Raw genomic sequence first — 19,229 nt, 5'->3', positions numbered from 1 at the left:
AGAGCTGCTCAGCAGTCCATCGTTCCGTGCGTGCTGCCCTCGTCATCCAGCACGTGCGCATGCAGGATCACCTGGTTGCGGCCAGCCCGCTTGGCGGCATACAGGCCGGCATCGGCGTCTGCCAGCAACTGATCGGCACTGGCCAGAGCCGGCGGATGCAGGTAACCCACGCCGATGCTGATACTGACCGATCCTTCCGGCAACGGCAGCGCTTCCACCGCCTGGCGCAGGCGCTCGGCCAGCGCCAGAACGCCCGACAGCGCGCTTCCGGGCACGATCACCGCAAATTCCTCGCCGCCATAACGTGCGACGCTGTCACCGGCGCGACCGGCGCTCGCCTTCAGTACCGCTGCCACGGCCTGCAGGCAGCGGTCGCCGGCGGGATGGCCGTGGCGGTCGTTGAAGGCCTTGAAATGATCGATATCCAACAGCAGCAGGCCCAGCTCGGTGCCACTGCGCCGTGCGCGATTCCACTCGGCCAGCAGCAGCGCGTCGAACTCGCGCCGGTTGGCCACGCCTGTCAGGCCATCCTGGCGCGCCAGCTGGTCCAGCGAGGCCTGCCGTTCCATCAGGTCCACCTGCAGCAGGATGCTGCGCAGGCCGAACCCCAGCGTCGCCACCACGAAACCGCTCACGGCCAGGGGCCGGGCATGGTCGACCACCAGGGTGCCCACCACCAGCAGCAGCAGCGGCAGGATCATCGGGCCCGCCGCCTGCACCGTGCGCGCCATCCGCGGATGCGGCGTCAGGACCCGCGCCGGTGCCTGGCTGAGTGCGAGCAGCGCCAGCAGCAGGAACGGCAGATCGATCAGCAGATCCGCATAGGCACCGAACGCATCACCGGAGGTGTAGTGGTTGATGTAATACGCCACCAACAGGTAGGTCGCCGCATACATCGCCAGCGCGCGGAAAAAGGTACGCCGCTCGGGAACGTCGCCGGCCAGCCAGCGCACCACCGCGAACACGGCGATGCACAGGTTCTGGATATCGAACATGCGTTGCATGTTGGACAACGCGTGGTCGTCGATGTCAACGCGGGCGGCGAACGACTGCGCGTGCACGAAGAACAGCACGCCCAGCAGCGCCGCCATGGCCGCATCGATCAGGCTGATGCTGACCCGTTCCCGGCGCGCCCTGGCCAGGATGAACACCAGGGGCACACCGTAGAGCACGTAAAGGAACAGGCTTGCGCGCGGGGTGAAATCGGCACGCCCGGCGCCCAGGGCGTCGATCATGTTGAACGCCATGCCGCCGGCCCACAGCAGCAGCGCCAATGCCGTGGCGCGCCACCCCAGTGCCGCGCGGTCGCGGCGGGCCCGCCACAGGCAGGCGGCCGCCGCCAGCAACGGGGCACCGGTCAGGAAAACGAAGGAGCCTACCCCGGCCGGACCAGGCCACAAGGCCAGCACCAGGCCATGGCACAGCACATACAGCAGCGCCAGCACTACCGGCATGCATCCCCCGATCCGCAAGGCCGTCTACGCGCACGATAGCGCGGGGCGACGCCACGAGGGTGTGATCCATCGCTGAAAAAGGGGACGGAGGGGATTAAGTCGTTTGCGGCACAGCGGCAAATGCGACTTAATCCCCTCCGTCCCCTTTTTCCCGGGGGCTCAGCCGTGCAGGGCGCGGGCGTGGTGGGCGACGTGCTCGCCGATGAAGCTGCCAATGAAGTAGTAGCTGTGGTCGTAGCCGTGCTGCAGGCGCAGGGTCAGCGGATGGCCGGCAGCGGCGCAGGCCTCCTGCAGGCGCTGCGGCTGCAGCTGGGTCTGCAGGAACTCGTCCGCCTCGCCCTGGTCGACCAGCAACGGCAGGCGCTCGCTGGCCGCGGCAATCAATGCGCAGGCGTCCCATTGCGCCCAGTCGGCCGGGTTGTCGCCAAGGTAGGCGTGGAAGGCCTTCTGCCCCCACGGAACATGGCTGGGCGCGACGATCGGCGAGAACGCCGACACGCTGCGGTAGCGCCCCGGATTGCGCAGCGCGATCACCAGCGCACCGTGGCCGCCCATCGAGTGCCCACTGATGCCGCGTGCGCCGGTCGCCGGGAACTCCGCTTCGATCAGCGCCGGCAACTCGTGCACTGCATAGTCATGCATGCGGAAGTGCTTCGCCCACGGTGCACGGGTGGCGTTGAGGTAGAACCCTGCGCCCTTGCCCAGGTCGTAGCCTTCGGCATCGGCCACGTCATCACCGCGCGGGCTGGTATCAGGCGCGACAATGATCACGCCGTGTTCGGCCGCATAGCGCTGCGCGCCCGCCTTGGTGATGAAATTCTGCTCGGTGCAGGTCAGTCCGCTCAGCCAGTACAGCACCGGCAGCGTCTGCGTTTCCGCCTGCGGCGGCAGGTACACGGCGAACTGCATGTCGCAGCCCAGCGTGGTCGAATGATGGCGGTAGACGTCCTGCCAGCCGCCGAAACAGGCGCGGTGTTCAATGCGTTCCATGGTGCTCTCCTGCGCGGCGCGTCAGCGCACGCGTGCTTCTGGTAGATGCCGACCTTGGTCGGCTTATCCACGCCCGGCGTGGACGCCTTGGTTGATCAGTTCATCCAGCTGTGCCAGCAGGCGCAGCAACGATTCGACGCCAGGCTGGCCGTCCAGGTTGCGGTACGCCGCCACCGCCACGTCGCTGCGCGGTGGCCACTGGCCGTCGGCGCGGGCTTCGTGCAGGCGCGGCAGGAATACCTGTGCCAGCCAGTGCTCGAACGGCATTTCATCAATGCCGAAGGGCGAGTCCACCACGCGCGGTGGACCCACGCCGCCCTCGACCCAGCCCAGCGCGCGCAGCGCCTGCTCGATCGGGTCGACCAGGGCCGCGCGTGGGTCCTCCGCACGCGGCCTGCGCAGGGCGTCGAACCAGCCCACGCTGCGGCTCAGTAGTGGACCACCGAACGGATCGACTTGCCTTCATGCATCAGGTCGAAGGCGTCGTTGATCTTGTCCAGTTCCATGGTGTGGGTGACGAACGGGGCCAGTTCGATATCGCCCTTCATCGCATCCTCGACCATGCCCGGCAGCTGGCTGCGGCCCTTCACGCCACCGAAGGCGGTGCCCATCCACTTGCGGCCGGTCACCAGCTGGAACGGACGGGTGGAGATCTCCTGGCCCGAACCGGCCACGCCGATCACCACGCTCTGGCCCCAGCCACGGTGCGCGCATTCCAGCGCCGCGCGCATCACATTGACGTTGCCGATGCACTCGAAGCTGTGGTCCACGCCCCAGGTCGTCATCTCGACGATGACCTGCTGGATCGGCTTATCGAAATCCTTCGGGTTGATGCAGTCGGTGGCGCCGAATTCGCGCGCCAGTTCGAACTTGGACGGATTGGTGTCCACCGCGATGATGCGGCCAGCCTTGGCCTGGCGCGCACCCTGGATCACCGCCAGGCCGATGCCGCCGAGGCCGAACACCGCCACGCTGTCGCCTTCCTGCACCTTGGCGGTGTTGTGCACCGCGCCGATGCCGGTGGTGACGCCGCAGCCGAGCAGGCAGACGTGTTCCGGGTTTGCTTCCGGATTGATCTTCGCCAGCGACACTTCGGCCACCACGGTGTACTCGCTGAAGGTCGAGCAACCCATGTAGTGGTACAGCGGCTCACCGTTGTAGCTGAAGCGGCTGGTGCCATCGGGCATCACGCCCTTGCCCTGGGTCGCGCGCACGGCCACGCACAGGTTGGTCTTGCCGCTCTTGCAGAACAGGCACTCGCCGCACTCGGCGGTGTACAGCGGAATCACGTGGTCGCCCGGCTTGACGCTGGTCACGCCCTCGCCCACTTCAACCACGATGCCGGCGCCTTCATGGCCCAGCACCACCGGGAACAGGCCTTCCGGATCATCGCCGGACAGCGTGAACGCATCGGTGTGGCAGACACCGGTGTGGGTGATCTTCACCAGCACTTCGCCCTTCTTCGGCGGGGCGACGTCGATCTCGACGATCTGCAGCGGCTGGCCGGGACCAAAGGCGACGGCGGCACGGGACTTCATGGTGGACTCTCCAGAGACAGGCAATGACAGGATGGGCGGCGCCATGTTGCGCCGTCGTTTATTTCAGGTACGAACGGATCAACGCGCTCATGTCGCGCACGCGTTCGGCGCGTTGTTCGTCGGAGGCGGCGGGTTGCCCGAACTCCTCGCGCAGATGGGCCTCCATCACCTCGGACATCAGGCCGTTGACCGCGCCACGGATGGCGGCGATCTGCTGCAGCACCGGCCCGCAGTCGGCGCCAGCTTCCAGCGCGCGGTCCAGCGCATCGCACTGGCCACGGATGCGGCGCACGCGGGCCAGGACCTTCTTCTTCTCTTCGGGGGAGTGCGGCATGGCGAGGCCACCTCGGAACTATACTGGGGGATAGTATACACAGATGTTCTCAAGGTGACGGGAATGGCATCTCCCGCCTCCGCAGCGGCGCCCTTGAATTCATTAGGATCAATCATTTACAGAAACCCAGCTTCTACCATCAACACATGAGGCATGCTCTGGGAACTACAGAATCAGGAACAGGTAATGGGCGTTGGTATCCAGCTCGGGCGCATCACCGATGAGATCGGCAGCGGCGACTTTCTGTACGCGTTCTTCTCGACGATCACCGGCAATCTGGAACCGGATGGATGGGGAAGCCGTTTCCCTATCCTCATGAGGCAACTGTACGCCGGCGGACTGCAGCAATCAGATGCTGCCGACGCGCTGGCCGAACTGCATAGGGTCCGCCGCGAGCTGGCCGAGCTTCCGCCAGCCCGTGTCATCTGGTCGTTCGAGGATCGAACCCAGCGTCCACCGTGGGGAGACGATATCGCTGGCGACATCGACAGCCTGGCGACCTACTTCGTCACCTCACATGGGCGCGATCTGATCGCGCTTCTGGCTGAGGTATTTGAAGCACTTCAGGAAGGCGAAGACACGTCCGCCCGGATCGTCGACTACTGACGCCCTACGCTCAGTCAAACAGGCCCTGAGCCGCCAGCCGCGCCAGTTCATCCACCACATAGCGCACCTTCGGCCGCAGGTGCCGGGTCGGTGGCCACAGCGCATGGATGTCGATATGCCGTTGCATGTGCGCATCCAGGACCGAGTGCAGCGCGCCGGATTCCAGATGTCGGCGTACCAGTGAAATGGGCATCTGGCAGATGCCCAGTCCTGCGATGGCCGCATCGATCACCGCGTCACCATCGTTGAGCTGGTAGGCCGCGTTCGGGATGAATGTTCCCTCGGCGTCATCACTGCCAATCCGCCACGCCACCGGTTGCCCATGGCGGAAGCCGACGATGCTGCGATGCTGCGCCAGTTCCTCCACGGTCGCTGGCACGCCATGCGCCTGCAGGTACTCCGGCGATGCGCAGGTGACCAGGCGCTGGCGACCCAGCCGGCGCGCGACCAGGTGCTCGGCCTGGTGCAACCCGCCGAAGCGGATCAGCAGGTCGATGCCCTCTTCGACCGGATCGACGAAGTGATCGGTGAAGGTCATCGTCAGTTGCAGGTCCGGGTACTGCCGGCACAGGCGCAGCAGCACGGGCAGCACCACCAGCCGCCCGAACGAGGACGGCATGTCGATGCGCAGCCGTCCGCTGGGCAGGCCGGCCGACCCCAGGCAGGCTTCGGCGGCGGAGATTTCTTCCAGCGCCGCCGCACACGATGCGTAGTACGCCTCGCCATCGGTGGTCAGCGCGATGCGCCGCGTGGTGCGGTGGAACAGGCGCACGCCCAGCCGCGCTTCCAGCCGGGCGATGGCCTTGCCCACTGCCGAGCGCGAGATGCCCAGCGCGTCGGCAGCCTCGGTGAAGCTGCCTGAGCGGGCCGTGGTAACGAAGGTCACCAGGCCATTCAACGATTCCAGCGGCAGCATCTATCACGCTCCATTGGGGACAAATAGTCCCGCGCCCAGGGAGATCGAAGCGCTTTATGCGTCCGCATGTCAACTCCATCCTGTGTGCATCGCGCCGCTGGCGCCTTCCCCCACACCGAGATGACCGACATGATCGCCGCCCTGTTCCGCCCCTTCGATCTGGCAGGCACCGCCCTGCGCAACCGCATCGCGATGGCCCCGATGACCCGCGCCCGCAACCCCGGTGCGGTCGCCAACGAACTCACCGCGCAGTACTACCGGCAGCGCGCCAGCGCCGGCCTGATCATCAGTGAAGGCACCCCGGTCTCGCCGCAGGGCCAGGGCTACATCGACGTCCCGGGTATCTGGTCGGCCGAGCAGGTGGCCGGGTGGAAGCTCGTCACCGAGGCGGTGCATGCCGCACAGGGCACGATCTTCGCCCAGCTCTGGCACGTCGGCCGCATGTCGCATTCCTCGCTGCAGCCCGACGGTGGGCAACCGGTCAGCGCCGGTACCCGCCCGGTGGCCAGCGCACCGAAGAACACCTCGTTCGTGTACCTGGACGATGGCAGCCGCGGCCACGCCGATCCCACCCCGGCACGTGCACTGGAGACCGCAGAGATCCCCGGCATCGTCGACGACTTCGTGCGCGGCGCAGAGAACGCCATCGCCGCCGGATTCGACGGCATCGAACTGCATGCCGCCAACGGCTACCTGTTCGAACAGTTCCTCAACCCGGTCATCAACCAGCGCGAAGATCACTACGGCGGCTCGCTGCCCAACCGCGCGCGCTTGATCCTGGACACCGTCGATGCGATGGCCCAGCGCATCGGTGCGCAGCGCATCGGCGTGCGCCTGGCACCGAACAATCTCACCTTCGACATGCCGTTCTACCCCGACAACGAGGCCACCTATCTGTACCTGGCCGAGGAACTGGGCAAGCGCGGCCTGGCCTATGTGCATCTCAACGACAACCAGCAGGCGGGCCAGTCGGTGCTGGGCGAGGCCTTCCTGCAGCAGTTCAAGCAGGCCTACGGTGGCACCGTGATCCTGGCCGGCGGCATGACCCGCGAACGCGCCCTGCAGCTGGTCGAGGCCGGCACCATCGACCTTGCCGCGTTCGGCCAGCCGTTCATCGCCAACCCGGATCTGGTCGAACGCCTGCAGCGCAACATCGCGTTGGCCACGCCCGACCGCAGCACCTATTACGGGGGCGGCGAGGCGGGCTATCTCGATTACCCGTCCGCAGGCTGATCCCGCACGGGGCCCGCACGGGGTCGGATCCCCTTCCAACGGAAAGGGCTCTGACCCCTGTTCGGCGAACAAGGAGTCAGAGCCACGCTGCGCCCGGATCCGACCCCAGCCCTCAGGCGTACTCGCGCACGTAGGCGAACGACTCGTCCAACCGCTCGAAGCCGATCACTTCAGCGACGATGGCCTGTGCCTCGTCTTCGCTGAAGTTCCCTTCTTCAATATCGTCAACGCGGGCGAACAGCCGCTGCAATGCCGCGTACTGGTCGCCGCGCAGGAAGGAATGGTGAGTCTGCAGCCAGCGCTGCAGATTCCCGGCCAGCTCGCCCTGCGACAGCAGTGTGTACGGCCGCTGGTAGTCGGCAACCGCTTCGACCATCTTGCGGAACACGAAATCCTGGTAGCTGGCGGCCAGCACGTCGGCACGGTCGTCGTCATGCCACACCATCACCACCGGCGGTTCGCTGAAACCGGGCGCGTTGCTCCAGAAACAGTAACTGTCACCCGCGCCGGTCCGCGCAAAGGGCAGCAACTGCAGGTCAGTGCGCAGGGGATTGTAATGATCCTCCGCAGTCAGCTCCTGCCACGCCTCGAGCAGTTCATCGTGTTCCAACGGCTCATAGTCCTGGGCGTACAGCAGCACCGGCGGTTCTGCCTGCAGCGCCGGGAATACCACCTCGGACCATTCCGGATGGGGAGCACCCCAGCTCAACCGACCCGCTGCATGCAACTGCTTGAACAGGGGCGGGAAGGTCTGGCCGGTGGCCTGTTCGATGCTGGATAGCGCGCTCATGGATGTCCTTGTCGATCGAGACCGCCCAGCTTGCCCGAATCCGCGCAGGAGATGAACCGGCAGCACCACGCGGCAGGACTAGACTGCGACCACCGGATGCCGCCCATCGCTACCATGAACGCCACTGCCCACAGCTTCATCGTCAACATGGACGTGCCCGACCTGGCCGCCGCCGAAGACTTCTACCTCCGGGCCTTCGGCCTGCGCATCGGCCGCCGTCTCGGCCCGGGCGCCGTGGAGCTGCTCGGTGGGCCAACGCCGCTCTACCTGCTGCACAACGACGCCGGCAGCGCCGCCACGGAAGACGGCGACGTGCGCGACTACGAGCGTCATTGGACGCCGCTGCACCTGGACTGGGTGGTGGATGACATTGAAGCCGCGCTGGCACGTGCAGTTGCGGCCGGGGCGACACTCGAGCAGTCCGTGCGCGAGCGTCGCTGGGGACGCATCGCCGTACTGGCCGATCCGTTCGGGCATGGCTTCTGCCTGATCCAGTTCAGTGGCGAAGGCTACGATGCGCTGGTTGAATGACCGGCGCGCCGTTCACCACGGCAACGGCACTGCTTCGCCGTTGGCGCGCTCGCCGTAGTACAGCGAAGGCAGCAGCCGCGACAGGAAACTGAACTCCGTATAGCAGTGCCTGAGCAGGCCCAGGCCGACCGCGTCGCCGGCATCGCGACGCGGATCGGCGCTGTCCAGGCCGAGCACGAAGCGGCTGCGCAGCACGCAGCCAAACGGCGTATCGCGCGCCACATGCAGCATCTGCCCATCGCAGGGATCGCCCTGTACATCCAGACGCACGTGATCACCGAAGCCGATGCGCGCGGCGATCACCGCCGATACATGGCCTGCATCCTGTGCCGCCTGCAGGCGTTCGGGCACCAGCAAGGTGCGCGGGTCATGGAACTTCAGGCGCGCCGCCACCGGCGGAATGTCAGCGAGCGATTCCACCGCATGGATGCTGGCGCCGTGGTAGCTGCGCCCGCGCTGCCAGGCCGCGTCCCAGCCGCGATGCTCGACATGATCGACCGGATGCCACCAGCGGATGTGCTGGGTGGTCTCGAAGAAGGTGAACCACCAGTCCAGCATGCGGCCCTTGCAGCCGTGCAGATCGGTGCGCGCCGCCACCAGCAGCGTGCCGTCTTCGCGGCGCTGGATGCCGGTTTCCAGATGCATCGGCGCCGGGTCCAGCAGATCGTGGTGGTCCAGCCAAGGGCGAGCGTTCACAGCGGTATCCATGGGGGTCTCCTACGGGTTGGGAGACCCGAAAATACGGAAACGCTTGCCGTTTCGCAATTAACCGGATGCGGTAAGATGGGCGCAATGAACAGCACCACCCTGCCCGCGCCCACATCACCGTCCCGCCGTCGTGGCCGCCCTGCGCGACCGGAAGCCGAAGTCCGCCACGCGGTGCTGCAGGCGACGCTGGAGCTGCTGCTGGCACAGGGTTACGAGGCCACCACCATTGAAGCGGTGGCGGCGCACGCCGGGGTGGCGAAGAAGACCGTGTACCGCCATGCCAGCAACCGCGAGGAGCTGGTCGGGTTGGCGGTGCGTGAGTGGACCGACGGCTTCGCGCCACAGCTGCAGCGTGATGCGCGCAATGCCCAAGAGGTCGTGCCGTTGCTGCAGGACATCCTGCACGCGGTGTGCACGCAGGCGCTATCGGCGCAGGCGGTGCAGGTGTTCCGCCTGCTGGCCACCGATTTCCCCGGCAAGGACGCGCTGCTGCAGGCCTACCTCGACAACGGCATCGAACGCGGCCGTGCGCTGCTGGCCGACTGGCTGGCACGTCAGCAGCAGCGTGGACTGCTGCGCGAGGGAGATTCCGCATGCATGGCGCGGCTGATCCTGGCGATGGCCGTGGCCGAGCCGCTGCGCGAACGCGTGATCGGCGTGGTGGCCGAGGATGCGCCGGTGGAGATGCATCTGCGTGAGTGCGTGGCGTTGTTGGCGCCGGTGTTGCAAGGGCCGTAGCGTGGTGCCATCCACGCATGGCGTGGATCTACCGGCCGATGTCGATTCGTTGATCGGCAACGCCCTGCCCCGGCAGGTGCCGACCGTTGGTTGGCAATGGCCTGCCCCGGTGGGTGCCGACCGTTGGTCGGCACCACGTCATCCATCGCAACTCACTCGCGCAACATATCCACGAACGCACGCAACGCGCCCGGCATCTGCCGCTGCTTCGGGTAGTACAGCGCGAAGCCGGCAAACGGCTCGCTCCAGTCTTCCAGCACCGCCACCATCTGCCCCGATTCGATGTACGGCCTTGCCGTGTCTTCCAGCACGTACGCCAGGCCGATGCCATCCAGAACGGCGCGCACGATCGTGCCCTGCTCGCACAGGGTCAACCGCCCGGGCACGTCGATCTCCAGCGCCTGCCCATCGCGCTCGAACTGCCACTTGTACAGGTGCCCACTGGCGAAGCGGAAGCGGATGCATTCGTGCGCGGCCAGGTCGCGCGGATGCTGCGGTGCCGGCCGACGCCGCAGGTAGTCCGGCGAGCCGACGATCAGCCCGCGCAGCGGCGGCCCCATCGGCACCGCCACCATGTCCTCCGGCACGAACTCATGCAGGCGCACGCCGGCGTCGTAGCCCTCGGCGACGATGTCGACCAGGCCGTCATTTTCGGTCAGCTCCACCCGCACGTCGGGATGGGCGTGCAGGAAGCGCGCCAGCCTCGGCCCCAACTGGGTCGGTACCGCCGCGCGGGTGGCGTTGATGCGCAGCAGGCCGGCCGGGGCTGCGCGGAAGTGGTTCATTTCTTCCAGTGCGTCGTGCACCTGCCCCAACGCCGGCTGCAGGCGCTCCAGCAGGCGCTGCCCGGCCTCGGTCAGGGCCACGCTGCGGGTGGTGCGATGGAACAGGCCCACCCCCAACCGTTCCTCCAGCGCGCGGATCGCGTAGCTCACCGCCGAGGTCGACAGCGCCAGCTCGGCGCCGGCACGGCGGAAGCTGCGGTGGCGGGCGACCGCGGCGAACGCGGCCAGGTGGGAGAGGTTGTCAGTGGCCACGATTGTGCAGTTTCACTTGATGAATCATGCCGATATCCGCGCTTCTTGCTGCTGGTTGCGGGGCGTATTGTAAAACGCCTTTCGATAAACCCTGCCAAGGATTCCCCATGTCCCTCGCCCGTGGTTACGCCGCCCATTCCCATACCGACCCGCTGGTCCCGTACGAGTTCGAACGCCGCGCGGTCGGCCCGGACGACGTGCGCATCGAGATCCTCTACAGCGGCATCTGCCATTCCGACCTGCACCAGGCCCGCGATGACTGGGGTGGCTCGATCTACCCGATGGTGCCGGGCCACGAGATCATCGGCCGGGTGACCGAAGTCGGCAGCAACGTCACCCGCTTCAAGGTTGGCGACCACGCCGGCGTCGGCTGCATGGTCGACTCGTGCCGCCACTGCGACGCCTGTGAGCACGATCTGGAGCAATATTGCGCCGAAGGCGCGACCTGGACCTACAACGGCCGTGAACGCGAAACCGGCGCGCCGACCTACGGCGGCTATTCCGACCACGTGGTGGTCGAGCAGCGCTTCGTGGTGAAGGTGTCCGACACCCTCGACCTGAAGGCGGCCGCCCCGCTGTTGTGCGCCGGCATCACCACCTGGTCGCCGCTGCGCCACTGGAAGGTCGGCCCGGGGCAGAAGGTGGGCGTGATCGGTCTCGGTGGCCTCGGCCACATGGGCGTGAAGTTCGCCAAGGCACTGGGCGCGCACGTCGTGATGATCACCACCACGCCGGAAAAGGGTGCCGATGCCAAGCGCCTGGGCGCCGATGAGGTACTGGTCTCGCGCGATGCCGCGCAGATGAAGGCGCACGCCGGCAGCTTCGACTTCCTGCTCAACACCATCCCGGTCGGCCATGACACCAACCCGTACATGGGCCTGCTCAAGCGCGAGGCCACCATGTGCCTGGTCGGCGTGCTGACCGAACTGGATCCGCCGCTGACCGGCGGCAGCGTGATCTTCGGCCGCAAGCACCTGACCGGCTCGGCAATCGGCGGCATGGCCGAAACCCAGGAAATGATGGACTTCTGTGCCGAGCACGGCATCGTCAGCGACGTCGAGATCATCGACATCAAGAACGTCAACGAAGCCTGGGAACGCATGGCGAAGAACGATGTGCGCTACCGCTTCGTGATCGACATGGCGACGATGCAGAACGCCGCCTGATCCAGGGCAGATGCGAAAAAGAAAAACCCCGGCAATGCCGGGGTTTTTCTTCTGGTAGTGCCGGCCGCTGGCCGGCAACCCCATACATCTGCCGGCCAGCGGCCGACACTACCGCAATCCACTCAGTACGCGAACTCGCGGAACACCGGATCGACGTCGCCGTGCCAGCGGCCATGGAACAGCGCCAGCTTGCGCTCGGCCGGGGTCAGGCCGGATTCGACGATCTCCTGCAGCACGTCCAGGAACTTGCTCTCGTCCTGGCCGTCGGCATTGCGCGCCGCACGGCGCCTGAGGCCTTCGACGGAAATCTTCACCGCTTCGCGGGCCAGGTCGCGCACCGTGCCATTGCGGAACGGCAGGTTCATCGCATGCTTCGGCACGCCGTCGCGCAGTGCATGGCGCTCGGCCAGGGTGAAATCGCGTACCAGGTCCCAGGCGGCATCCAGTGCGGTGTCGTCATACAACAGGCCCACCCAGAATGCCGGCAGCGCACACAGGCGGCTCCACGGGCCACCATCGGCACCGCGCATTTCCAGGTACTTCTTCAGGCGCACTTCCGGGAACGCGGTGGTCATGTGGTCCGACCAGTCGCGCAGCGTCGGCAGCGCACCCGGCAGCACCGGCAGCCTGGCCTGCATGAAATCGCGGAAGCTCTGCCCGCTGGCGTCGTGGTAGATGCCATCGCGGTAGGAGAAATACATCGGCACGTCGAGCAGGTAGTCGACATAGCGCTCGTAACCAAAACCATCCTCGAACACGAAGTCGAGCATGCCGGTGCGGTCGGCGTCGGTGTCGGTCCAGATATGCGAGCGGTAGCTCAGGTAGCCGTTCGGCTTGCCTTCGGTGAACGGCGAATCGGCGAACAGCGCGGTGGCGATCGGCTGCAGCGCCAGCGACACGCGGAACTTCTTCACCATGTCCGCTTCGGTGGCGTAGTCCAGGTTCACCTGCACCGTGCAGGTGCGGGTCATCATGTCCAGGCCCAGCGAACCGACCTTGGGCATGTACGAGCGCATGATCTTGTAGCGCCCCTTCGGCATCCAGGGCATTTCATCGCGCTTCCACTTCGGCTGGAAGCCCATGCCGAGGAAACCCAGCTGCAGTTCGCCGGCCACCTGTGCCACTTCGTTGAGGTGGGTGCCGGTCTCCACGCAGGTCTGGTGGATGGTCTCCAGCGCCGCGCCGGACAGTTCCAGCTGTCCAGCCGGTTCCAGCGTCACCGAGGCACCGTCGCGTAGCAGCGCGATCGTGTTGCCGTTTTCCTGCACCGGCTCCCAGCCGAAGCGGACCAGGCCGTTGAGCAACGCTTCGATGCCGCGCTCGCCCTCGAAGGTCGGCGGGCGCAGGTCATCCAGGCGGAACCCGAACTTCTCGTGCTCGGTGCCGATGCGCCACTGCGCGCGGGGCTTCTCGCCGGAGGCGATCACCTCCACCAGCTGCGAGCGGTCGGTAATGGGGGTATCGGCGACGTGGCTGGGGCTCGACAAGGGGAAGGCTCGCTGGACGGTGGCGGGGGATGTGGGGCTCGCGGCCTTCCATCGCAAGGGCGCACTATAGCGTGGCACCCCGTTGCGTCATGCGACGGTGACGGGTTTCAGCATCCTACCGACGCCCTCTTGACCCTCGTACACTCGGCGTCATGAACCGTCATTCGCGACACCCCGAACTGCACCGCTCCGAGCGCGTCGGCTGGTTGCGTGCCGCCGTGCTGGGGGCCAACGATGGCATCGTCTCGGTGGCCGGCCTGGTGGTCGGCGTGGCGGCCAGCGGCGCCTCCGCCACCACTATCCTTGCCACCGGCGTGGCCGGCACCGTGGCCGGCGCGATGTCGATGGCCGCCGGCGAGTATGTGTCGGTGCAGACCCAGGCCGACACCGAAGCGGCCGACCTGGCAATGGAAAAGCGCGAGCTGCGCGAAGACCCGCACAGCGAACTGGAGGAGCTGGCCGCGATCTACCGCCACCGCGGCCTGGAGCCTGCATTGGCCCGGCAGGTGGCCGAACAGCTTACCGCCCACGATGCACTGGGTGCCCACGCCCGCGATGAGCTGGGCATCACTGACACCCTGCGCGCGCGCCCGCTGCAGGCGGCGCTGGCCTCGGCCGGTGCGTTCACCTGCGGTGCGGCGCTGCCGGTGCTGACCGCCCTGCTCGCGCCGACCGACAAGGTTGCGTTGATGACCACGGCCAGCACCCTGCTCGGCCTGTGCCTGACCGGCGCGGTGGCGGCCCAGGCCGGGGGCGCACCGCCTGTACGCGGCGCGGTCCGGGTGATGTTCTGGGGCGCGCTGGCGATGGCTGCGGCGGCCGGCGTCGGTCGCCTGTTCGGTGCCCAGGTGTCATGACCGGCATGCTGCCAGCGGCCACTGCGTTGCTGGCCGAGATGGCCAGCCTGGCCGGCTGCGGGCGCGCCGAGGGCTATGCCTGCATCAGCGCACGCCGCGAGCATGGCGCCAGCTCGGTGGAGGTTCCGCAACCGCAGTTCGCGATCCTGCTGGAAGGCCGCAAGCAGGTACGTACCGCACACCAGTCGCTGACGTTCGTTCCCGGCGACATCCTGCTGCTGACCCAGCGGTGCCGCATCGACGTGGTCAACACCCCCGATCCCTGCAGCGGCCGCTACCTCAGTGCCATCGTGCCGCTCTGCACCGAAGTGCTGGCGGCGGCGCGTACGCTCTGGAATGAAGAGCTTCCCGCCCCCGGCCAGGCGATGGCGCGACTGCCGTTGATCGACCATGGCGCGGTGCTGCGCCAGTGGCGGCAATCGCTGCAGGACGGCCGTTACAGCGACGCGCGGCTGGCCCTGGCCTCGCTGGTGCTGACCCTGTGCCGACAGGGCCACGGCAACCTGCTGCTGCCGCAGGCGCCGAGCCTGGGCGAACAGATCCGCGACCGCATCGCCGCCGAACCAGCACGCGACTGGCAATCACGCGATGTGGAAGAACAGTTCGCGCTGAGCGGCGCGACCCTGCGCCGTCGCCTGGCGGCCGAGGACACCAGCCTGCGCCAGCTGCTCACCGAGGCCCGGCTGGCACATGGCATGCAGCTGCTCTACACCACCGACCTGCCGTTGAAGACCGTGGCCGCGCGCGCGGGCTACCGGTCTGCGGCCAGTTTCAGCAAGCGCTTCGCCGAGCAGTACGGGCTGGCTCCCACAGATATTTGAGGGGGTTCGGCAGGGCTGCGCCCTGCACCCGCTACGAGCCAGGGCAACGGCCGAAGCGACAGCAACAGCAACAGCGGCTATCCGTGGGAGGGCGGGGCGATGTGGGTGGGCAGGACACGCCGTAAACCCATCCATGGGGGCTCGATGGCGCCATCCATGGCGCCAACGGTCCTGCCCACCCACACCGCCCCACCTCTGACAGATCTTCGCGGCTGTTGGTAGGTGTCGACCTTGGTCGACACATCTGTCAGATATCGAATGAAACTGTGGGGTCAGATCCGTTTTCCTGCGGAAAACGGATCTGACCCCGCGAGCTGACAGATCGCGGAAAACTGTCGAAGGCGGGGTGGGTCCGGTTGCGGGAGACGCCGTAAACCCTTCCATGGGGGCTTGGCCGCGGCATCCATGCCGCGGACACTCCCGCAACCGGACCCACCCCGCCATCCCAGATAGCCCGCTGTCGCTGTTGCTGTTGCTTCGGCCGTTGCCGTTGCCTCTGCGGGTGCAGGGCGCAGCCCTGCAGCCCCCCCTTCCCTGAGCATTCCGCGCAGTGGTTTGAGCGCCGTGCACACGCCGGCCACGGCACGCTGGGCACAACGGAACCGCCCGTCATCCACCGAGAACCGCCATGATCCTGCGTCCCCTGCCGCTGCGCGGCGCCCTGCTGCTGGCCCTGTCGTCCCTGCCGCTGGCTGCACTGGCCGAAGCCACCTCGCCCGCTCCCACCCAGCAGGTGCCCGGCGTCTACCACCAGCGCGTTGGTGCGCTGCAGGTCACCGCCCTGTTCGACGGCGTGGTCGCGCTGGGCCGGCAGGAAGTGGTCGACGTGCCGCCGACACTGGTCAGCCGCCTGTTGGAAGGCCGCTACGTACCGGAAGACAAGAAGGGCCTGCAGACCGCGATCAACGCCTTCCTGGTGCGCCAGGGCAACCACCTGACCCTGGTCGATACCGGCACCGCGCAGTGCTTCGGCCCCGGCCTGGGCCAGGTGCTGGGCAACCTGCGCGCCTCCGGCGTGGACCCGGCCGAGGTGGACGAGGTGCTGCTGACCCACGCCCACCCGGACCATCTGTGCGGCGTGCTCGACGCGCAGGGCAAGCCGGCCTACCCGAATGCCACGGTGTGGTTGTCCAAGGCCGATGCCGATTACTGGCTCAGCCCGGCCAGCGAGGCCACGGCGCCGAAGGGCGTGCGCTTCGCCTTCCCGCTGGCACGCAATGCGGTCGCGCCCTACCAGGCCAGCGGCCACCTGCGCACGTTCAGCCCCGGCGATGCCCTGCCCGGTGGCGCGGTGGCGATGGACACCCACGGCCATACCCCCGGCCATGTCTCCTACCGGTTCGACAGCCAGGGCCAGTCACTGCTGGTGTGGGGTGATGTGCTGCACTTCCATGCGGTGCAGTTCGCGCACCCGGAAGCGGCATTCGAGGCCGATTCGGACCGCAAGGCGGCCATCGCCAGCCGTCGCGGGCTGCTGCAGCAGGCCACCGCCAACGGTTGGTGGGTGGCCGGTGCGCACCTGCCGTTCCCGGGCCTGGGCCATGTGCGTGGCGAGGGCCAGGCCTATGCGTGGGTGCCGGCGGAGTATTCGCCGTTGTGAGGGTGTGCCGACCAAGGTCGGCACCCACCCGATCGGGTAGCGCCCGGCTGCCCGGTAGCGCCCGGCTGCCAGCCGGGCGACCGTAAATGCCTTATTCCAGCCCCAGCCAGCCGCCGATCACGCCGCGGGCTTCGTCCACGCCGGTACGGTCTTCGCCGGAGAACACCTGCACGCTGACGCTGTCACCGTAAGCCGATTGCAGCTTCTTGCGCACCTTCTGCAGGGACTGCATCTGCTGGCTGCGGCTGAGCTTGTCGGCCTTGGTCAGCAACGCGTGCGCCGGCAGGCCACGCTGCACGGCATAGGACAGCATCTGCCGGTCGTAGTCCTTCAGGGGGTGGCGGATGTCCATCACCACCACCAGGCCCTTGAGGGCCTCGCGGGTGCGGAAATACTTGTCAATGAAGGCCTGCCAGTGCGCCTGCAGGTCCAGCGGTACCTTGGCGTAGCCGTAACCGGGCAGGTCGACCAGATGCGCTTCCGGGGTGACCTGGAAGAACACCAGCTGCTGGGTGCGGCCGGGGGTCTTGGAGACACGGGCCAGGGCGTTCTGGCGGGTCAGCGCGTTGAGCGCACTGGACTTGCCGGCGTTGGAGCGGCCGGCGAAGGCCACTTCAGCCCCTTCGTCGGGCGGCAGCTGCCGCACGTTGTGGGCCGAAAGGTGGTAACGGGCGCGTTCGATGAGCAATGACATGTGCCTAGGATCGCATGTTGCGGCGCCGCGCGCCCGTGCCGGCGGCCGCTGCGGCCATTTTGCTGCACTGCTGCGTTGACCGTGCGCGGAAACGCCGTTGATAATCCGGGCGATGCCGGCGGCCACCGTCCGGCCCGGTCCATACGGAGCTTCAGCATGCGCCACGCTCGCGTTCTTGCCGTATCCGCCCTTGCCACTGCTGTAGTCGTTGCCGCTGCTGCGTTCGCGCAGACCACGCTGACCCCGCTGCCCGACAACGGGCCGATCAATACCGCCTCGCTGGAGGTGGACTTCAGCAAGACCCACTGGGGCGATGCCAAGGCCGGCCAGACCAAGGCGACGGCCTGCGCGGCCTGCCATGGTGCCGACGGCAACTCCACGGTGGAGATGTACCCGTCCATTGCCGGCCAGAGCGAGCGCTACGTGGCCCAGCAGATGGCCCTGATCGCCAACGGCCAGCGCAGTTCCGGCGCGGCGGTGGCGATGGTGCCGTTCGTGCAGAACCTCACCCCGCAGGACATGCGCGATATCGGCGCCTACTTCGCCACGCAGAAGGCCAACGCCGGCATCGCCGATGACACGGCAGTGACCGATGGCCCCTACAAGGGCATGAAGTTCTACGAGATCGGCCAGCAGCTGTACCGCGGCGGCGATGCCAAGCGCGGCCTGCCGGCCTGCATGGCCTGCCACGGCCCCAGCGGTGCCGGCAATCCCGGCCCGGCCTATCCGCACCTCGGTGGGCAGCACGCCAGCTATGTCGCGCGCCGCCTGCAGGAGTACCAGGCCGGCCAGACCAACGAGACCGACAAGGCGCACTTCCAGATCATGGCCACGGTCGCGCAGAAGCTCAGCGAGCAGGAGGTGCAGGCGCTGTCGAGCTACCTGCAGGGCCTGCACAACAAGGCCGACGATGTAGCCGCTGCGGCCACGCCGACGCAACCGGCTGCCGCCCCCTGACCACCACTGGTCGGCCCGGGCCGCGACGCCGGCCCACGGCTGCGGTATGTTTCCTTCACGCCGGCGACCGCGCCGGCGTTGCTTTTTTCAACGGAGATGCGTGTCGATGAGGTTGATTTCCCGCCTGCTGTTGTCCGTGCTGGTGCTGCTGCCGCTGGCAGCCTGCGCCGCCACCCCCGCCAATGCCCCGCTGGTCGAGGGCAAAGACTACGAGCGCATCGCCCAGCCAGGCCCGTTCCAGCCGCTGGCCGGCAAGATCGAAGTGGTCGAGGTCTTCGGCTATACCTGCCCGCACTGCGCCCATTTCGAACCGCAGCTGGAAGCCTGGGCGGCCAAGCTGCCGGCCGACGTGCGTTTCACCCCGGTGCCGGCGGCCTTCGGTGGCGCCTGGGATGCCTGGGCACTGGCCTACTACGCCGCCGACGAAGTCGGCGTGGCCAAGCGCAGCCACGCTGCCGTGTTCAAGGCCCTGCACGAGCAGGGATCGCTGCCGATGCAGAACGTCTCGGCCGATGAGCTCGCCACGTTCTACAAGGCCTACGGCGTGACCCCGGACCGCTACCTCCAGGCCCTGCGCGGCGATGCCGTGCAGAAGAAGGTCGAGGCCGCGCGCGCGTTCGCCCAGCGCACCAAGATCCCGGGCACCCCGGCCATCATCATCAACGGCCAGTACCTGGTGCGGGGCAACAGCTTCGACGACCAGCTGCGCATCGCCTCGGCGCTGATCGCGCAGGCCCGCGCCGCCCGCGGCCGCTGAACCAACGCCCACCCT

At 67.4% G+C, this 19,229-nt stretch carries 21 protein-coding genes; 10 read left to right on the top strand and 11 right to left on the bottom strand.

Features of this window, described 5'->3' with window-relative positions; genetic code table 11:
• Nucleotides 1–8 precede the first annotated feature (8 nt).
• The 5 genes from ACUVWL_RS20850 to frmR form a co-directional block, all read right to left on the bottom strand.
• Nucleotides 9–1,454 (bottom strand): GGDEF domain-containing protein, encoded by a 1,446-nt coding sequence (locus ACUVWL_RS20850; RefSeq protein WP_049408786.1) that lies wholly within the window; start codon nt 1,452–1,454, stop codon nt 9–11.
• Between the two features lie 159 nt (nt 1,455–1,613).
• Nucleotides 1,614–2,444, bottom strand: a complete 831-nt coding sequence (gene fghA, locus ACUVWL_RS20845) for an S-formylglutathione hydrolase (RefSeq protein WP_445978723.1) — start codon at nt 2,442–2,444, stop codon at nt 1,614–1,616.
• A gap of 63 nt (nt 2,445–2,507) precedes the next feature.
• Nucleotides 2,508–2,864 (bottom strand): YqcC family protein, encoded by a 357-nt coding sequence (locus tag ACUVWL_RS20840; protein WP_049440658.1) that lies wholly within the window; start codon nt 2,862–2,864, stop codon nt 2,508–2,510.
• A gap of 8 nt (nt 2,865–2,872) precedes the next feature.
• A complete protein-coding gene (locus ACUVWL_RS20835; protein WP_049440659.1) occupies nt 2,873–3,982 on the bottom strand; it encodes an S-(hydroxymethyl)glutathione dehydrogenase/class III alcohol dehydrogenase in 1,110 nt (369 codons plus the stop codon).
• Nucleotides 3,983–4,040: 58 nt separating this feature from the next.
• Entirely contained in the window at nt 4,041–4,316 is a 276-nt protein-coding gene (gene frmR / locus ACUVWL_RS20830; RefSeq protein WP_005411009.1) for a formaldehyde-responsive transcriptional repressor FrmR, read from the bottom strand.
• A gap of 186 nt (nt 4,317–4,502) precedes the next feature.
• Here frmR and ACUVWL_RS20825 point away from each other — a divergent pair, with 186 nt between their 5' ends.
• A complete protein-coding gene (locus ACUVWL_RS20825) occupies nt 4,503–4,922 on the top strand; it encodes an Imm70 family immunity protein (RefSeq protein ID WP_142235180.1) in 420 nt (139 codons plus the stop codon).
• 10 nt (nt 4,923–4,932) lie between these two features.
• On the opposite strand, the gene ACUVWL_RS20820 is transcribed toward ACUVWL_RS20825, so the two are convergent.
• Entirely contained in the window at nt 4,933–5,838 is a 906-nt protein-coding gene (locus ACUVWL_RS20820) for a LysR family transcriptional regulator (protein WP_049408783.1), read from the bottom strand.
• Nucleotides 5,839–5,967: 129 nt separating this feature from the next.
• On the opposite strand from ACUVWL_RS20820, the gene ACUVWL_RS20815 reads away from it, so the two are divergent.
• On the top strand, nt 5,968–7,071 hold the full coding sequence (locus ACUVWL_RS20815) for an alkene reductase (RefSeq protein ID WP_445978722.1): 1,104 nt from the start codon (nt 5,968–5,970) through the stop codon (nt 7,069–7,071).
• 112 nt (nt 7,072–7,183) lie between these two features.
• Here the strand turns inward: ACUVWL_RS20815 and ACUVWL_RS20810 are convergent, their stop codons facing one another.
• Nucleotides 7,184–7,861 (bottom strand): SMI1/KNR4 family protein, encoded by a 678-nt coding sequence (locus ACUVWL_RS20810; RefSeq protein WP_445978721.1) that lies wholly within the window; start codon nt 7,859–7,861, stop codon nt 7,184–7,186.
• Between the two features lie 114 nt (nt 7,862–7,975).
• Here ACUVWL_RS20810 and ACUVWL_RS20805 point away from each other — a divergent pair, with 114 nt between their 5' ends.
• A complete protein-coding gene (locus ACUVWL_RS20805) occupies nt 7,976–8,392 on the top strand; it encodes a VOC family protein (protein WP_111205473.1) in 417 nt (138 codons plus the stop codon).
• Nucleotides 8,393–8,404: 12 nt separating this feature from the next.
• On the opposite strand, the gene ACUVWL_RS20800 is transcribed toward ACUVWL_RS20805, so the two are convergent.
• Nucleotides 8,405–9,100, bottom strand: coding sequence for a DAPG hydrolase family protein (locus tag ACUVWL_RS20800; protein ID WP_445978720.1), 696 nt, complete (start codon nt 9,098–9,100; stop codon nt 8,405–8,407).
• Nucleotides 9,101–9,175: 75 nt separating this feature from the next.
• On the opposite strand from ACUVWL_RS20800, the gene ACUVWL_RS20795 reads away from it, so the two are divergent.
• Nucleotides 9,176–9,838, top strand: a complete 663-nt coding sequence (locus ACUVWL_RS20795; RefSeq protein ID WP_164077726.1) for a TetR family transcriptional regulator — start codon at nt 9,176–9,178, stop codon at nt 9,836–9,838.
• 152 nt (nt 9,839–9,990) lie between these two features.
• Here the strand turns inward: ACUVWL_RS20795 and ACUVWL_RS20790 are convergent, their stop codons facing one another.
• Nucleotides 9,991–10,875 (bottom strand): LysR family transcriptional regulator, encoded by an 885-nt coding sequence (locus tag ACUVWL_RS20790; RefSeq protein ID WP_014648394.1) that lies wholly within the window; start codon nt 10,873–10,875, stop codon nt 9,991–9,993.
• A 107-nt stretch (nt 10,876–10,982) separates the two neighbouring features.
• Between ACUVWL_RS20790 and ACUVWL_RS20785 the strand changes: the two genes are divergently transcribed.
• On the top strand, nt 10,983–12,041 hold the full coding sequence (locus ACUVWL_RS20785; protein ID WP_014648395.1) for an NAD(P)-dependent alcohol dehydrogenase: 1,059 nt from the start codon (nt 10,983–10,985) through the stop codon (nt 12,039–12,041).
• Between the two features lie 122 nt (nt 12,042–12,163).
• On the opposite strand, the gene ACUVWL_RS20780 is transcribed toward ACUVWL_RS20785, so the two are convergent.
• Nucleotides 12,164–13,528, bottom strand: coding sequence for a glutamate--cysteine ligase (locus tag ACUVWL_RS20780; protein ID WP_014648396.1), 1,365 nt, complete (start codon nt 13,526–13,528; stop codon nt 12,164–12,166).
• A 152-nt stretch (nt 13,529–13,680) separates the two neighbouring features.
• Between ACUVWL_RS20780 and ACUVWL_RS20775 the strand changes: the two genes are divergently transcribed.
• The 3 genes from ACUVWL_RS20775 (at nt 13,681) to ACUVWL_RS20765 (ending at nt 16,806) form a co-directional block, all read left to right on the top strand.
• Complete coding sequence (locus tag ACUVWL_RS20775) at nt 13,681–14,385, top strand: VIT1/CCC1 transporter family protein (protein WP_014648397.1); 705 nt, start codon at nt 13,681–13,683, stop codon at nt 14,383–14,385.
• Nucleotides 14,382–15,206: a helix-turn-helix transcriptional regulator gene (locus ACUVWL_RS20770; protein ID WP_445391908.1), complete on the top strand. Its 825-nt coding sequence runs from the start codon at nt 14,382–14,384 to the stop codon at nt 15,204–15,206. Before ACUVWL_RS20775 ends, ACUVWL_RS20770 begins: the two co-directional genes overlap by 4 nt.
• A 628-nt stretch (nt 15,207–15,834) precedes the next feature.
• Nucleotides 15,835–16,806: an MBL fold metallo-hydrolase gene (locus tag ACUVWL_RS20765; RefSeq protein ID WP_046432495.1), complete on the top strand. Its 972-nt coding sequence runs from the start codon at nt 15,835–15,837 to the stop codon at nt 16,804–16,806.
• A 91-nt stretch (nt 16,807–16,897) separates the two neighbouring features.
• Here ACUVWL_RS20765 and yihA read toward each other — a convergent pair whose 3' ends face one another.
• Entirely contained in the window at nt 16,898–17,500 is a 603-nt protein-coding gene (yihA, locus tag ACUVWL_RS20760; RefSeq protein ID WP_445978719.1) for a ribosome biogenesis GTP-binding protein YihA/YsxC, read from the bottom strand.
• A gap of 156 nt (nt 17,501–17,656) precedes the next feature.
• Between yihA and ACUVWL_RS20755 the strand changes: the two genes are divergently transcribed.
• Nucleotides 17,657–18,457, top strand: coding sequence for a c-type cytochrome (locus tag ACUVWL_RS20755; protein ID WP_014648400.1), 801 nt, complete (start codon nt 17,657–17,659; stop codon nt 18,455–18,457).
• 106 nt (nt 18,458–18,563) lie between these two features.
• Entirely contained in the window at nt 18,564–19,214 is a 651-nt protein-coding gene (locus ACUVWL_RS20750) for a thiol:disulfide interchange protein DsbA/DsbL (RefSeq protein ID WP_032960695.1), read from the top strand.
• Nucleotides 19,215–19,229: the final 15 nt, after the last annotated feature.

This window comes from Stenotrophomonas muris, assembly GCF_052751275.1.
This window is presented reverse-complemented; position numbering and strand designations above follow the sequence as displayed.